This is a genomic window from Acinetobacter sp. GWC1_38_13 (assembly GCF_001767535.1).
Taxonomy (GTDB): Bacteria; Pseudomonadota; Gammaproteobacteria; order Pseudomonadales; family Moraxellaceae; genus Acinetobacter; species Acinetobacter junii.
In genome coordinates, this window is sequence record NZ_MELG01000071.1 from 1 (window position 1) to 15,832 (window position 15,832).

Here is a 15,832-nt window from a genome sequence, read left to right on the forward strand (position 1 = left end):
GACACTTAACGGTGCAAGACACTTAACGGTGCAACTTTAAACGTTGTTGCGGCAGCTCAAAAAATCGGTGGTGATATTACTGTATTAGTTGCTGGTTCTGGCGCTCAAGCAGTTGCTGATGCTGCTGCTAAAATTGCTGGTGTGAGCAAAGTATTACTTGCTGACAATGCTGCTTATGCAAACCAATTGGCTGAAAACGTTGCTGGCTTGGTTGCTGACATCGCAAAAGGCGGTTACAAATACGTATTAGCTGCTTCTACAACAACTGGTAAGAACATTCTTCCACGTGTTGCTGCACTTCTTGACGTAAGCATGATTTCAGACATCATTGCTGTTGAATCTGCAAATACTTTCAAGCGTCCTATCTATGCTGGTAACGCGATTGCAACTGTTCAATCAGATGAAGCGATTATCGTAGGTACAGTTCGTGGTACAGCATTTGATCCTGTAGCTGCTGAAGGCGGTTCTGCTGTAGTCGAAGCTGTTGCTGAGGTGAAAGATGCTGGTATTTCTAAGTTTGTAAGCGAAGAAATCGTGAAACTTGATCGCCCAGAATTAACTGCTGCGCGTATCGTTGTTTCTGGTGGTCGTGGTGTAGGTTCTGGTGAGAACTACCATAAAGTACTTGACCCATTAGCTGACAAGCTTGGTGCTGCACAAGGTGCATCACGTGCAGCAGTTGATGCTGGTTTCGTACCTAACGACTTCCAAGTTGGTCAAACTGGTAAAATCGTTGCGCCTGACCTATACATGGCGATCGGTATCTCTGGTGCGATTCAGCACTTAGCTGGTATGAAAGATTCTAAAGTTATTGTTGCTATCAACAAAGACGAAGAAGCACCAATCAACAGCGTTGCTGACTACTGGTTAGTTGGTGATTTGAACACTGTTGTACCAGAATTGGTATCTAAACTTTAATTCACTGAATTAAAGTTTAAAGCGCTCTTGCGCAGGCGGTTAAAGCGATGCTTTACTGCTCTGCTCAGGAGCGCTTTTTTATGTTAAAAATAATAATAAAAATGGATCTAATTAATGAGTTATAGTTTTAAAAAATATTTTTTGATGTTGGCAAATTATAACGCTTGGGTGAATCAAAAATTATTCTCTGTTTTAAAAGACTTAAATGAAGACGAAATCAATCAAAATTGTGGGGCTTATTTCGAGTCATTGTTTCGCACAGCAAATCATATATTGGTCGCTGATATTTTATGGTTCGAGCGTATACATGGGGCAGTGCAGTCTCAGTATGCTTTAGATGAGATCGTTCATGCAGACTTAGATTCGCTCACTAATGCGAGATTCCTTAAAGATCAAAGCATGATTGCATTCGTGCAGCAGCTTAATGATGAAGCATTTCATGGTACTATTTCTTACACACGACACGGGCAGCGCCATACTGAGCCTCTTATTGAAGTGCTTGCGCATGTCTTTAATCATCAGACCCATCACCGTGGTCAGCTGCATAGCATGATTTTTCAAATCACAGGCGTTTCATTAGCATTGGATTTAATATATTTCCAAAGAGAGCAAGCAGATTTATATCGCTAATTACATAAAAATGATCATAAATTTTAATTCGTAATCGACGTGAAGTAATGATTTTAAGATTAAAATTTTATGATGTTTTTGCGTGTATTTTAGCCACCATGTTAAAAAAAGATTGTTGAAAGTGCACAATCAAAAAATATTTTTTAACTTACTAATTCTAATCAATTTTTTATTGTAAAAAAATGCTATTTTCAATGGGTTTAACTCCCTGTTAGTTGGTTGTTTATGCTATAATTTTTCGCTGTATTTTTTATTTTTAGTTCAATCTTTTTGAGCTAAATTTTTGCAAGATTGAAGACATAAAAACAGGTAGATGTTTCTATCTGTAAACAAGGAGTATGCATGAGCGTATCGGAAATCAGACCGATTGCCATTGAGGACGAACTCAAGCATTCATATTTAGATTATGCAATGAGCGTAATCGTATCTCGTGCATTGCCAGATGTGAGAGACGGTCTCAAACCTGTTCATCGTCGCGTATTATTCGCAATGCACGAATTGGGCAATGATTATAACAAAGCGTATAAAAAATCTGCTCGTGTGGTGGGTGATGTAATCGGTAAATATCACCCTCATGGTGATAGTGCAGTCTATGAAACGATTGTTCGTATGGCTCAAGATTTTAGCTTGCGTTATATGTTGGTCGATGGTCAAGGTAACTTTGGTTCTGTCGATGGCGATAGTGCGGCGGCAATGCGTTATACCGAAGTCCGCATGCAAAAGCTTACCCATGAAATTTTGGCCGACTTAGAAAAAGACACGGTTGATTGGGAAGATAACTACGACGGTTCTGAGCGTATTCCGCAAGTGATGCCAACTCGTATTCCTAATCTTTTGATCAATGGTACAACAGGTATTGCAGTAGGTATGGCGACCAATATGGCGCCGCATAATATGACTGAGGTCGTCAATGCTTGTTTAGCCTATGCCAATAATCCGAATATTTCTATTGAAGGATTAATGGAGCATATTACTGGTCCTGACTTCCCAACTGGCGGTATTATTTACGGTAAATCAGGTATTGTAGATGCTTATCGTACGGGTAAAGGTCGTCTTCATATCCGTGGTAAGTATCATTTCGAAGAAGATCAGAAAACGGGTCGTACGACTATCGTCTTTACTGAAATTCCATATCAGGTCAATAAAGCAAAAACGATTGAGCGTATAGCTGAACTAGTTAAAGAAAAGAAACTTGAAGGAATTTCTGAACTTCGAGATGAGTCAGATAAGGAAGGGATGCGTATTGCAATTGATTTGAAGCGTGGCGAAAACGCGGAAGTCATTGTAAATAATTTATTCTTACACACCCAACTGCAAAACTCTTTCAGCATCAATATGGTCTGCCTAGATAATGGTCAGCCAAAATTGATGAATCTTAAAGATATTATTGCGGCATTTATCCGTCACCGCCAAGAAGTTGTGACACGCCGCACCATGTATGAGCTTCGTAAAGCACGTGAACGTGGGCATATCTTAGAAGGTTTGACTGTTGCATTAGCGAATATTGATGCCATTATTGAAACCATTAAGACTTCTGCCAATCCAAGTGAAGCACGTGAGCGTTTACAGGCTGGTGAATGGGCTGGTGGTGGTGTTGTCGCGCTTCTAGAAAAAGCTGGCGCTATTTCAGTTCGCCCAGATGAAATTGAAGGGGAAGATCCTGCACGTCCATTTGGTCTGTCAGGAGATATTTATCGTTTATCACCAACACAGGTGAATGCGATCCTTGAATTACGTTTACATCGTTTGACGGGTCTTGAACAAGATAAGTTACACGCTGAATATACTGAGATTTTAGGTCAAATTGCTGAATTAACGGCGATTTTAAATGACTTTAATTTATTGATGAACGTAATTCGTGAAGAGCTTGCTTTAATCCTGCAACAGTATGGTGATACACGCCGCACAGAAATCGTTGAATCTGGTGTTGATTTCTGTCGTGAAGACTTAATCCCTGAAGAACAAGTGGTACTCACTGTTTCTCAAACAGGTTATGCAAAAACTCAACCACTTTCGGATTATCAAGCTCAACGTCGTGGTGGTCGTGGTAAATCTGCAACCTCAATGAAAGATGATGACATTATTCAGCATTTGATTGTTGCATCGAATCACGCGACAGTATTGTGCTTTACAAATGTTGGTAAAGTTTATCGCTTGAGAGTGTTTGAGGTACCTCAAGCCTCTCGTGGTGCTAAAGGACGCCCGATGGTGAACTTGTTACCATTGGAAGCGAATGAGACAATTACTGCGATCTTACCGTTGACTGAGTTCCCTGAAAATCACTATGTGTTTATGGCTACGGCATCAGGTACGGTTAAACGTGTTGAGTTAGAACAGTTTAGTAATGTTCGCTCTAATGGCTTACGTGCTATTGAGTTAAATGAAGAAGATACCTTGATCGGTGTTGCGATTACGGATGGTAATCAGCAGATCATGTTGTTCTCAAATGAAGGTAAAGCGATTCGTTTTGCTGAGACAGATGTTCGAGCAATGGGACGTACTGCGAAAGGTGTACGTGGTATGCGTGTTAGTTTTGCAAGTAACACGATCGATGTAGAAGATGCCGAAGTTGAAAACGATGACAGCGATGATAATGACGATTCTTCCGATTCAAATGTTGTAAGCCGTATTGTTTCACTTGTTGTTGTTCCAGAAACGGGTGAAGTGTTATGTGCTTGTGCAAATGGATATGGTAAGCGTACTCCAGTTGATGACTTCCCGACCAAGAAACGTGGTGGTAAGGGTGTTATTGCGATTAAAACGAGTGAGCGTAATGGTGAGTTAATCAGTGCTGTATCGATTGATGAAACCAAAGAGCTGATGTTGATTTCTGATGGTGGTACTTTGGTTCGTACACGTGCAGCAGAAGTGGCAACCACAGGTCGTAACGCGCAAGGTGTTCGTCTGATTCGATTGAGTGACGCAGAGACATTAGTAGGTGTTGTATCTATTGAAGCTGTAGAAGAAGACGAAGAGTTAGAGACTGTAGAGCAATCAGTAGAAAATACTGAGCTTGATGCTTTAAATTCTGAGGAAGCTTTAGTAGAACCTAAAGATGATACTCCAGAAGCTTAAGTTATAAGTTGTTAAAAAAGGAAGCTAATTAGCTTCCTTTTTTATTGGCTTTAGCATGACTAAACGATAATAAGAGCAAGCCAACAAGATTCCACTAAGAGTTGCTAAATAAATCAGTTTAGGTATCACGATTGCTGTAGGTACACCCATCTGATTTAATTGCACAAACATTTGAACACCATGTGTAGATGGAAGAATCCAAGCTAAATATTGCATCCATTCAGGCATTGCGGCATGTGGCCAAGCAGTACCTGTTAATAAGAAAAGAGGAACTGAGGTGACAACAATTAAATGTCCTACACGTTCAGGCATATCCACCAAAGATCCAACCAGCATCGCTAGACCGATAATACAACTTACATAAACTGGCGTTGCAAGTAGCATTCCCCAGAAATTTCCACCATGAGGATAGTCATAAAGCCAAAATGTAAAACCGAAGAGATATAAACAACCAAGACAACCTATTGTGAGAATTGTTGTAAAAGTTGCCCAAAACTCGATTGGTTTTGCAATCCAACCTGATTCACGATAGCTCGCAATCAACATAGCCAGACCTAATAACAGTGTCTGATGAATAATTAAACTCGCAACAGCGGGAAAAATATAACTTCCATATCCAGATAATGTATTAAAGAGCGGAATTTGATGAATAGAAAGTTCTGGTTTAAAAGGAGTTGCATCACCGAATTTTTCCAAAAATTCTTGTAAGGTTGCTTCAATAGAACCTGCTAAACCTATGCCAACTTCTTTCGTTTGAATGAAATAAGCTGTACTTAAATATAGACCTATGCCTCCCATTTCACCACGTGTGATGCTATTGGTCAGATTGTCGGGTAAAAGTAAAATACCTTCTGCTTGCTGATTTTGAACTAATTTTTTTGCCTCTAAGAAATTATCAGTTACTGTCATGATTTTCACATGAGGACTATTTGAAACTTGGCTAATGATTTTCGAACTTAAAATACTTTGCTCTTCATCTACGATAACAATCGGAATATCTTCCGCTGTTTGTGCTTTATATGCAGTTGGATAAAAAAAACTATATAAAATGACAGCAGCAATGAGCGTGGTGAAGATTGAGGTATTTGCTGCAATATTTTTAAAGGTTTGCAGATAATAATTTAAAAATGTTTTCATACGCATTGCTCCTGAGTCAATTTTCGAAGTAAGCGAATACTCACAAAGAAGAACAATGCTGAGAAAGCAATTAAGATAGAAAGTGGAATAATTGAAATTATTGGATCGCTGCCAATCACCCATTGTTCAGTTTGTAACTTTGCATAAGGTGTATAGGGAATCAGCATTGACCAAATTTGAGTAAATACAGGTGCATTATTTAGGGGGAGGGTGATTCCTGAAAAACTAGGAGAAGAACCACCATACAGAGCTAAAAAGCCAAAGGTTTTTGCCAGATCTTGCGTCGCCAATACTACAGAACTACTAATGACGGCATAGGCGAAGTACAAGAAAAATTGAGCGGTAAGGATTAAACAGATGGAACCTGCTATGAAATAACCTCGGATATTCGATAGCCAAAACATCCAACACCAAGTCCAAAAGCAAAAAATGAGTACATAAACTAATAATTTACCGAGTAAAGTGTGGATTGCATTTCCACCAGTAACCCACTGATTGAATGTATTACGTTTAAATTCCTGTCCAACTGCAAAAGCAACACAACAGCATAATAATAAATGTAAAACTGCTGGCACCATAAATGGCTCCAAGAACAGTTCATAACTCATATTAGGATTATATAAAGTGGATATTTTTATGTGAGGTGTAGGCATTTCTATATAGGGGATGGTATTTGACAAATAATCATCTCCCATATATTCAGCAATTCCATTTAAGGTGCTGATCAACATCGCTGATGAGATTGTATTCCCAATGCTAAAGAAAGATTGATTATAAGCAATACTAATTTGTGCATCTTGTGCACTAACTAAGCGCTGCTCAGCACCTTCAGGAATAAATACAAAACCCCAAGCATCTGTTTGATTGATTAATTGTTCTGCTTCATCTTGACTAGTTGTAATCGTTTTAATTTTTATAGTGTGATTCACGCTCAAAGCATGAATAACTTTTCGGCTCATCTCGCTTTGATCTTGATCAATCACAACGATGGGTAAGTGATCAGGTTTACCAGCTGAAAACATGCTGCCAAAAAGTATAATGACCAATAATGGCGCGATGATTGCCATAAATAAATCAGCTTTATAGCGCTTTAAATAGCGTATTTCACGAAGCATTATGGCAAGCATGTGTTACTTTGCCTCTTCGATATTAAATAAAACGCTCATCCCAACTTTGAGATCAGGAATATTCTTTGTAGGGCTTAGATGGAATTTAAAGCTCCGAATATCATATCCACCAGTTTGTCGTGTGGTTTTTATCGTTGCAAACTCACCTTCGGCATCAATTTTCTTTACTTTAAATGTGACACTTTGATTCAATGCAGGAATGAAGCCTTCTAAGGTTTTTGATTTATAGATTGAGTTGTAGAGATCTTCTCTTACATTGAGACTGACCCATAATTCCTGATCTTCAAGGATGCTGACTACAGGTACACCAGTAGCAACAAATTCAGTTGGTTTACCATATGTTTTGGAAACAGTGCCATCAATTGGCGCATAAAGTTTTGTTTCGGCAGTTAAAGCATTTGCTTCATTCACCGCGGCTTGAGCAATAGCAACTTGAGCATCAGCGGTTGATTTTTGTTGTTCTGTACTGCCGCGTTTGGCGCGTGCATATTGTTGGTAAGCTGCTTCAGCGGCTTCTTTTGCAGAGGTTTGAGCTGCAAGCATTTCATCTCGTCGTTGACGAGAAATAACACCTTGTTGATAAAGGTTTTCACCTCGTTTGTAAGTCGTTGCAGCTAGGTCAGCTTGGGTCTTCAATGCTTGCCAGTTAGCGTATAGCGTATCAATGTTTTCTTGTTGAGAACCTCTATAAATTGTTGATTGAAAAGCGAGTGCGCTTTGTAATGCTGCTTGAGCTTGTTCTTTTTTTGCATCAAGTTCAGGGCTTACGAAACGAACAAGAGCTTGTCCTTTTTTTACTGGTTGTCCATCAGTGACATAGAATTCTTCAATACGACTAGGAACTTTGGTACTGATATGAACAGTTTCAGCTTCTACTCGCCCTTGTAACTCGATTGATTTTGGTTGATAAGCTTTCCATAAGCCAAAAGCAATCAAACTCAAGAGTAATAAGATAATAATGACGATCAGGATTTTTATTTTTGCGTTATTTGAAGGTGGTGATGGTGTACCTGAATCAGTTTTAGATTGATCAACTTGACTGTCTGTTGAGTTTTCGACAATCTCGTTATTCGAATTATCTTCTACATTGGGTGATGAAATATTTTGATTCATGATGTACTCCAATTAACGAATATAATCCGTACGAGGTTGGTTCACATAAAGCTTGAATTCTTCGATTGAACCGTAGCTTTGTAATAATGTTGCTAAAGATAATATGTATTTATAAGCATTTATCGCCATTTCACCTTTTAAAGCATTCAGCGCATTTTGTGCATCGATCACTTGTGTTGCTGTTCCCATACCTTCTTTAAAAGATAATTGTTGAATACGTAAGTTTTCTTCGGCTGCACGAGTATTTTTGATTAAGAGTTGATGACTTGTTTGAGATGCATTCAACTCACTATATGATTTATATAAAATATTTTCGATTTCTTGTTTTGTACGTTCAGTCATCATTTCTGCTGCATACCGTTTCAATTCAGCAGCATGAATATTTTTATTTTTATCAATACCAGAGAATAAATTGTATTTCGCCATCACGCCGATAATCCAATTTTCTTTATCATCTAACCCGTATTCACCAAAGGCAAATACATTTGGTTTTTTGGCTGCTTGCTGGATACGGATATTTTCATTTGCCAGTTGGGTATCCATCTGTAATTTTTTTACTAAACTTGAGTTTTGATCATAATTGCTAAGAAAAGTTTCTAAATCATTTTTTTGAGTGGTATTTACAAATAATGGCGTGCTTAAGCTAAGACGATCACTGGTTTGGAGTAAATTTTTTAAACTAAACAAGCTTGCTTGTAGGTTAGATTGTGCGTTTTGATAAGCCCGATCAGCATTATTTAAGGCAACCTCAAACTGCATACGTTGTCCTTTATTAATAAACCCTTGTTTTTCAAGTTTTAGGGCATTGTTATAATGCTGTTGCATCGCATTAAAATTAAATAGGCTGACATTGGCTAACTGCTGTTGTAGTTGGGCATTAAAATAAGCTTGGATCATTTCAAAACGCTGAGCATCTTGCTGTTGTTTCTCGCTAATTGTTGAGCGTTGAGCCTGCAAAGTCGCTATTTGCTTGGCACTTGAGATTTTCCCTCCTGTATATAATGGCATAACCATAGAAACTGAAGTTCTTACATCCTGATCTTTGACGGTTACATCAACATTATTGGGTACTTTATTTAGACCATCACTAACAACTTGATCAAAACCTTGGCTCATTTGATCAATGACTTCTGGTGATAATACGTTTTCCCATTGAGAAAGCTTATCATCAAATCCACGTGTAAGTGAGTTTTCTAAACGACGTTTGCCTGACTCTAATGGGACGCTAGTTTCACTATGAAATGAATAGGCAGTTGCATTGAGATCAATACGGGGGAGCCCAAGATTTTTTATGGCATCCATTTCTAGTTGAGCTGATTGTTTTAAGGCTCTTTGTGCTTGTGTGCTATATGCATTCTCAACGATATATTGCTCAGCTTCACTATAGCTAATAGTTTGAGCAAATATTGAACTTGTAAAAAAGCTGCATGTGATTATATGGATACACATACTTAGTTTTTTTTGAAACCGTTTGACCCTTAAATTTGGTCGATTATTTTGTTTAAACATTTGAGCTTGTCGCAATTTAATCATACTCGCGTTAGTCTAAGTTCTTTTTGTAAAATTAAAATATTATGTTTTTAATTAAATAGTTATACAACCTGAATTGGTGTAGTTAAATTGTAAAAATTAGAGTTTTTAATCTAGTCTGGATTCAATGAAATAATCATATTCACTTGAATAAAACAAAATAATGAATCACTGAAATTGAATGTATTTAAAAAAAGAAATAGTTGAATGAACGAAAAATTTTGCAGATAAAATTAAATATTTAAGCGATAAGCTGCTGCAAGCTTCGCCAATCTATGATTAAATTCCCATCTCAATTTGTTTCACTTTCACAAGGGAAAACTCATGCGTGCTTATAATTTCTGCGCTGGTCCTGCTGCACTACCTACTGCCGTTTTAGAAAAAGCTCAACAGGAAATGTTGGATTGGCAGGGGAAAGGCTTGTCGATCATGGAAATGAGTCATCGTAGTAACGACTATGTTGCTGTTGCAGAAAAGGCAGAAGCTGACTTACGTAAGCTCATGAACATTCCTGAAAATTATAAAGTACTTTTTCTTCAAGGTGGGGCATCCCTTCAATTCTCAGCGATTCCATTAAATTTGTTGGGTAAAAATAATAAAGCTGATTATATCCATACAGGGATTTGGTCTGAAAAAGCGTTGAAAGAAGCAAAACGTTACGGTGACATTAATGTGATCGAAGCGGGTACTTTAATTGATGGTAAGCATGCAATTACAGACCAAGCAACTTGGAACTTATCTGCTGATGCTGCATATGTACATTATGCAGATAATGAAACGATTGGTGGTTTACAGTTTGCAGGTGTTCCTAATGTTGAAAAGCCATTGGTATGTGACTTCTCATCAAGTATTTTGTCTGCTCCGCTAGATGTAAGTAAATTTGGTTTAATTTATGCTGGTGCTCAGAAGAATATTGGCCCTGCAGGATTAACGATAGTCATTATTCGTGATGATTTGTTGGATCAAGTAAAACCTGAAATTCCAAGCATTTTGAAATATAACGATCAAGCTAAAAATGGCTCAATGGTTAACACTCCAGCCACTTATGCTTGGTATTTATCTGGTTTAGTTTTTGAATGGTTACTTGAACAAGGTGGCGTGGATGCGATCTACAAAGTCAACCAAGAGAAAGCAAAACTGCTTTATGGTTATATTGATTCGAGTGATTTCTATAACAACCCGATTGCACTTCCAAATCGTTCAATGATGAATGTTCCATTTACGCTTGCTGATGAAGCTTTGGAAAAGACATTCTTAAAAGAAGCGGAGCAGCAACATTTGCTTAACCTTGCAGGACATCGTTCAGTAGGCGGTATGCGTGCAAGTATTTACAATGCTGTGCCACTTGAAGGTGTACAGGCATTAGTTAACTTTATGGATGATTTTGCAAAAAGCCATGGTTAATCGCTGACAAATAAAAAAAGCCCTCGAAAATGAGGGCTTTTTTACAAGAATGAAATTTTTAGAAAATGCCAATTTGATGAAAAATAAGTGCTGCTAAAAACATACCAAGTAGAAAAAAGCAAAAAGCACCAACATCAAGTTTAAGGCCTTGGTCACTTGAATGAATAAGACTGGTGGTCGTTTGTTCTGGTATAATTTTCATTAGAACGCCTAAAAATTGCTATTTATGTGATTTTATTTCACTTTATAGCAGTTTTAGCATAAATATTCGCCTGAATCCATAGGTTGCCGCGAATATATTGACCAATGTTAAAGTTTTTATACAAATCATTTTTAGTTGCAATACGGATTAATATTGCAGGTAATGTATCCTCTAAAACTAAAGTGACATCGTAAAGGGTATATTCGTCTTGCATAAACTGCATTGAAGTTTTACCAACGATATTACCTTGGAACCAAGCCTCATCTTCTTGCCCTAATGTTTCACCAAATAAATAAGCGACCATTTTAGAAAAGTCGACAGTTACAGGTTCTTGATCTTCAGGCGTTTTTGGTTCCCAAGCATTAATCAATTCTTGTAAGTTTTCAGGTGCAATTCCATTATGCTCAGCCAGAATTGCATTTAATGCACGGTGGTGTTTAATTGAAGCAGGGTCATCCACAATGATTTTCTCATCTTCTGACACTACTTCTAATTCATAGGCCCAAGCATTAAATTGGACTTGATAGGTTTCATCTTTGTCATATTTACAGCGATTAACACTAAATAAATTATCAAATGCATAAATAGTCGTACTTTTATTTAAATTTAGTCTTAATACCGCTTGGGTTGTAGATTTACAGGTAATAATTCGTTCAATCTGTGCATCGTATTTATACGGGCTTTGGAAACTTGGAAATGCAGTTTTTAAAGCACGTGGTTTTTGATCTTCAACAGCGATAATTTGATTAATTGCAATCGATTGATCACTTGGACCTTGAATCAACCAAAATGATTGATCCATTTCATGTTCTTCTGTGCACAATCCCATAGGCATAACAGGAGTATCTAACGCCAGACCTAACCATTTAGGTACGTCAGATGCAGGATTATCTGTTAATAAGTTCCAATGCTCAGCGTGATTACCGAAATTTTCATCTTGAATTGTAATGATTTCTGGACTGTTTTGAATTTTCATAAATCGTAATGCTGGAAAGATTGAACTTATACTATTAAATCGAGGGTAACATCGATTTTTCAAGTCTCGATATGTAAATCTATAAAATTAATTCATTTATGTAAAAAATGGGTTTTAAACTTAGATAGCAAATCAATGAGTCTTAATGATTGCTTTGCTCAATTTCCCTCTACTTTTCTAGCAATCTGCTACACTAGCATTTTATTTATATGAGCTTTCGCTTACGTGCTGCCATTCAAATTATGGGTAGATGCAGATGCTTTGCCTAAGATTTTAAGAGAAGTGATTCTTCGTGCTTCAGATCGTTATCAGTTGGAAGTAACTTTCGTTGCCAATCAAAATGTCGGTATTACACCTTCGGTACGAATCAAATCTATTCAGGTTATGAGTGGGGCAGATCGTGCTGATCAGGAAATTGTGGAACGTATGCAGCCAAACGACATTGTAATCACGCAAGATATTCCTTTAGCTGCACAGGTTATTGAAAAAGGTGGAATTGCAATCCATCCTCGTGGCGAAATCTATACTACTGCAAATGTAAAAGCCCGATTACATCTTCGAGACTTTATGGATACCTTGCGTGGTGCTGGTGTTCAAACAGGAGGACCTCCTCCAATTTCTGAAAGAGATAAGCGTGAGTTTTCGAGTTCTTTAGACCAAACCATTTTAAAGCAAAAACGTAAAACTGCTTCTTGAGTATGATATGCCCTCACGTACAAATCTGATTTTAACTTATGGATTACTCGTTTTTATATGGGCGACGACCCCATTGGCGATTGTTTGGAGTGTATCTGATTTACATCCCATGTGGGCTTTAGTACTACGTTTCTTTATTGCTTTGCCACTAGCCATCGTCGTCCTGTTCATTTTAAAAGTAAGATTTCCTGCAGATAAAGTTTCAATACTGAGTTACATCGCAGGCTCATTGAGCTTAATCGGATCTCAGATTTTTACGTATGCGGCTACGGCTTACTTGAGTTCAGGTTTAATTGCATTGATGTTTGGGTTAGCACCTATCATGGCTGGTTTGATTGGTCGTTTTGGATTTCAGCAGAAACTAGCATTATTGCAATGGTTGGGTATGGCTGTTTCAATTATTGGCTTAGGTTTGATTTGTTTGAGTGATAATCAGAACCATGTCCAGCCATTGGGTATTGGACTCATGATTGTGAGTGTATTTGCATATTCACTCTCGATTTTCTTAGTCAAAAAGATAAATGCGAATATTCAAGCTATGGCACAAGCGACAGGATCAATTTTGGTTTCGACTTTGATTGCTATTCTTGTCGTGCCTTGGATTTGGCAATATGCTCCAACACAGATGCCTTCTGCAAAATCTTTACTGGCTTTATTCTACACGGTGATCATGGCATCACTGATTGCGATGTTCTGCTACTTTAAACTAGTACAAAATCTCAAACCGACCACTTTGTCTTTAACGACTGTGATGACGCCCTTATTAGCAATATTGATCGGTGCCTTTCTGAATGATGAGCAGCTATCTGTACAGGTTTTTGTGGGTGCAAGCGTGGTGTTGTTTGGTTTACTACTTTATTTTCTCAAAGATTTGAGAGCTTACCGTCGAATGTAAAGATGGGCTTTTAAGGGTTTTCAGACTGTTGAATAGTTTCAGCCAATTTAGCTCTATCTTGAGGATTCAAAGTAATAAAGTATGCACCGATACGGAATTTTCCTTGTTCATCTGGATTGCTATATGCAACTTGCGCTGTAGCTGCGATGTGAAAGAAGTTCTCTGGGTGACTAAGCGTGATGTGAATGTATGTACCTTCGTTAATATCTTGAGCGCTAAAAAAACTGAGTCCATTTTCAGAAAAATTTACTTGTTCCGGAACGGGGAGTAGGGATTGCACGATATTGTCGTAGAAAGATCCTGTAATCAAATTTAGTTTTTGATTAAATAGGGATAAGATACGAGCAATTTGTTGATCTTTTTCATTTAATTGTTCTAATTCGTAGCGAAACGCATGATCAAATTGATCTAATTCTGCAAGTAGTAGAAAATAGCGTGGCAAAACAAAGTGAGAATCATAGGGATCATTCAGTGCAACGTCATCAGGAATGATTTGATAGTTGATTCTCAACACGGCATCAATACGAGACATCACTCGACGTTCAGTGTTGTCGTCAACAAGATGATGTTGTGAATTTTCCATAATAAATCACCTCGGACTAGATGGTATGTTTAAGCCAATCTCGCTGTATATAGGGTTGAGATATACTCGTGCTCGGCGGAGTAATCACTTTATTTCTTTTATTGCCTTGGTTTCCATGATTGGTTTAACGCTTGGTGTCGCCGTATTGATTACAGTACTTTCTGTGATGAATGGCTTTGACCGTGAGCTTAAAAACCGTGTCCTTGGAATGGTTCCCCAAGCTACTGTTTCTTCTACTCAAATTCTAACAGATTGGCCTGAGCTTGTAAAAAAAGTTGAGGATCATCCGCATGTAACAGGTGTGGCTCCATTTACCCAATTACAGGGGATGTTGACTGCTCAAGGGCAAGTTGCAGGTATTATGGTGACAGGGATTGAACCTGAGTATGAAAAAAAGGTTTCAATCATTCAGAATCATATGGTTGCAGGCAACCTAAGTGCATTAAAAAAGGGTGAGTTTGGTATCGTCCTCGGTAAGGATATGACCGATGCATTAGGTTTAGGCTTAAATGATAGTGTCACTCTCGTTCTACCAGAAGCAACGCCATCACCAGCAGGTGTAGTACCACGTTTTAAACGCTTTAAAATCGTTGGTATTTTTAGTGTTGGCGCAGAAGTAGATTCAATGGTGGGTTATATCGCCTTGAATGATGCCTCGACATTATTGCGTTTACCTGACGGTGCTCAAGGTGTTCGCTTAAAACTAGATGATATTTTTGCTGCTCCTAAGGTTGCAGATGAAATTGTTAGTCAGTTACCAAGTAATTTCTATGCATCGAATTGGACGTATACGCACGGAAACTTATTTAATGCCATTCAAATGGAAAAAACTTTAGTTGGTTTGCTTCTAGTACTGATTATCGTTGTAGCTGCATTTAATATTGTTTCTTCTTTGGTCATGGTTGTAACGGATAAAAAATCTGATATTGCAATTTTGCGTACATTAGGCGCATCACCGTCTATGATCACTAAAATTTTCATGGTGCAGGGGACTGTTATTGGTGTGATTGGTACGATTGCAGGTACGATTCTAGGCGTAACACTTGCACTTACGATCAGTGACATTATTTCATGGTTCAATACGGCACTTGGATTGAACTTATTCGATGCCTATTTCGTACATTACTTACCTTCTTATTTGAGATGGCAAGATGTTGTCGTGATTGTAACTGTATCTTTATTATTAAGTTTCTTGGCAACGATCTATCCTGCATTACGTGCTGCCAAAGTCCAACCTGCTGAGGCATTGCGTTATGAGTAAAATTGTCTTAGAAGCTAAAGATGTTTTTAAACATTTTGATGATGGTAAAACCAAAGTTGAAGTGATTAAGGGTTTGTCATTGCAGGTCAATGCAGGTGAGTTTGTTTCTATTGTTGGTTCAAGTGGTTCAGGCAAAAGTACTTTGTTGCATGTCTTGGGTGGGTTAGATCAACCTACACAAGGGCAAGTTTTTTTACAAGGGCAACGCTTTGACAATTTAGGTGAGGCTGAGCGTGGTTATAAGCGAAATCAGTATTTAGGTTTCGTTTATCAGTTCCATCATCT

Annotated in this window: 14 protein-coding genes and 1 pseudogene; 8 read left to right on the top strand and 7 right to left on the bottom strand. The window is 38.0% G+C overall.

Annotation, left to right across the window (positions count from 1 at the left end; translation table 11 throughout):
- Window positions 1-15: 15 nt before the first annotated feature.
- From A2003_RS06965 to gyrA, 3 genes and pseudogenes are all read left to right on the top strand, one after another.
- Window positions 16-918, top strand: a pseudogene (locus A2003_RS06965) (FAD-binding protein); the annotation flags it as partial.
- Window positions 919-1,032: 114 nt separating this feature from the next.
- Complete coding sequence (locus tag A2003_RS06970) at window positions 1,033-1,548, top strand: DinB family protein (RefSeq protein ID WP_286687042.1); 516 nt, start codon at window positions 1,033-1,035, stop codon at window positions 1,546-1,548.
- Window positions 1,549-1,890: 342 nt separating this feature from the next.
- Entirely contained in the window at window positions 1,891-4,623 is a 2,733-nt protein-coding gene (gene gyrA / locus A2003_RS06975; RefSeq protein ID WP_151769201.1) for a DNA gyrase subunit A, read from the top strand.
- 24 nt (window positions 4,624-4,647) lie between these two features.
- Here gyrA and A2003_RS06980 read toward each other — a convergent pair whose 3' ends face one another.
- Genes A2003_RS06980 through A2003_RS06995 form a run of 4 tightly spaced genes read right to left on the bottom strand, consistent with a single transcriptional unit; the run spans window position 4,648 to window position 9,509 of the window.
- Window positions 4,648-5,760, bottom strand: coding sequence for an ABC transporter permease (locus A2003_RS06980; protein ID WP_286687043.1), 1,113 nt, complete (start codon window positions 5,758-5,760; stop codon window positions 4,648-4,650).
- Window positions 5,757-6,887, bottom strand: a complete 1,131-nt coding sequence (locus A2003_RS06985) for an ABC transporter permease (protein ID WP_286687044.1) — start codon at window positions 6,885-6,887, stop codon at window positions 5,757-5,759. Before A2003_RS06985 ends, A2003_RS06980 begins: the two co-directional genes overlap by 4 nt.
- Window positions 6,888-6,890: 3 nt before the next feature.
- A complete protein-coding gene (locus A2003_RS06990; RefSeq protein WP_286687045.1) occupies window positions 6,891-8,000 on the bottom strand; it encodes an HlyD family secretion protein in 1,110 nt (369 codons plus the stop codon).
- 12 nt (window positions 8,001-8,012) lie between these two features.
- A complete protein-coding gene (locus A2003_RS06995; RefSeq protein WP_126131759.1) occupies window positions 8,013-9,509 on the bottom strand; it encodes a TolC family protein in 1,497 nt (498 codons plus the stop codon).
- A gap of 345 nt (window positions 9,510-9,854) precedes the next feature.
- On the opposite strand from A2003_RS06995, the gene serC reads away from it, so the two are divergent.
- Window positions 9,855-10,934 carry a 3-phosphoserine/phosphohydroxythreonine transaminase gene (gene serC, locus A2003_RS07000; protein WP_286687046.1) on the top strand — a complete coding sequence of 360 codons (1,080 nt, stop codon included), beginning with the start codon at window positions 9,855-9,857 and terminating at the stop codon, window positions 10,932-10,934.
- Between the two features lie 58 nt (window positions 10,935-10,992).
- On the opposite strand, the gene A2003_RS07005 is transcribed toward serC, so the two are convergent.
- Together A2003_RS07005 and A2003_RS07010 are read right to left on the bottom strand one after the other, a co-directional pair.
- Window positions 10,993-11,136, bottom strand: a complete 144-nt coding sequence (locus A2003_RS07005) for a hypothetical protein (protein ID WP_004913649.1) — start codon at window positions 11,134-11,136, stop codon at window positions 10,993-10,995.
- 37 nt (window positions 11,137-11,173) lie between these two features.
- The gene (locus A2003_RS07010; RefSeq protein WP_286687047.1) at window positions 11,174-12,112 is read right to left on the bottom strand and encodes a hypothetical protein; all 939 of its coding nucleotides are present in this window, start codon (window positions 12,110-12,112) and stop codon (window positions 11,174-11,176) included.
- A gap of 225 nt (window positions 12,113-12,337) precedes the next feature.
- Here A2003_RS07010 and A2003_RS07015 point away from each other — a divergent pair, with 225 nt between their 5' ends.
- Entirely contained in the window at window positions 12,338-12,808 is a 471-nt protein-coding gene (locus tag A2003_RS07015; RefSeq protein WP_004913645.1) for a YaiI/YqxD family protein, read from the top strand.
- 7 nt (window positions 12,809-12,815) lie between these two features.
- Window positions 12,816-13,703, top strand: coding sequence for a DMT family transporter (locus A2003_RS07020; protein ID WP_286687048.1), 888 nt, complete (start codon window positions 12,816-12,818; stop codon window positions 13,701-13,703).
- 10 nt (window positions 13,704-13,713) lie between these two features.
- Here A2003_RS07020 and A2003_RS07025 read toward each other — a convergent pair whose 3' ends face one another.
- Entirely contained in the window at window positions 13,714-14,286 is a 573-nt protein-coding gene (locus A2003_RS07025; protein ID WP_004952935.1) for a PilZ domain-containing protein, read from the bottom strand.
- A 25-nt stretch (window positions 14,287-14,311) separates the two neighbouring features.
- On the opposite strand from A2003_RS07025, the gene A2003_RS07030 reads away from it, so the two are divergent.
- Window positions 14,312-15,547, top strand: a complete 1,236-nt coding sequence (locus A2003_RS07030) for a lipoprotein-releasing ABC transporter permease subunit (RefSeq protein WP_042891840.1) — start codon at window positions 14,312-14,314, stop codon at window positions 15,545-15,547.
- Window positions 15,540-15,832, top strand: a 293-nt coding sequence (locus A2003_RS07035; protein ID WP_286687049.1) for an ATP-binding cassette domain-containing protein, incomplete at its 3' end; no start/stop codon positions are given. The genes A2003_RS07030 and A2003_RS07035, both read left to right, overlap by 8 nt.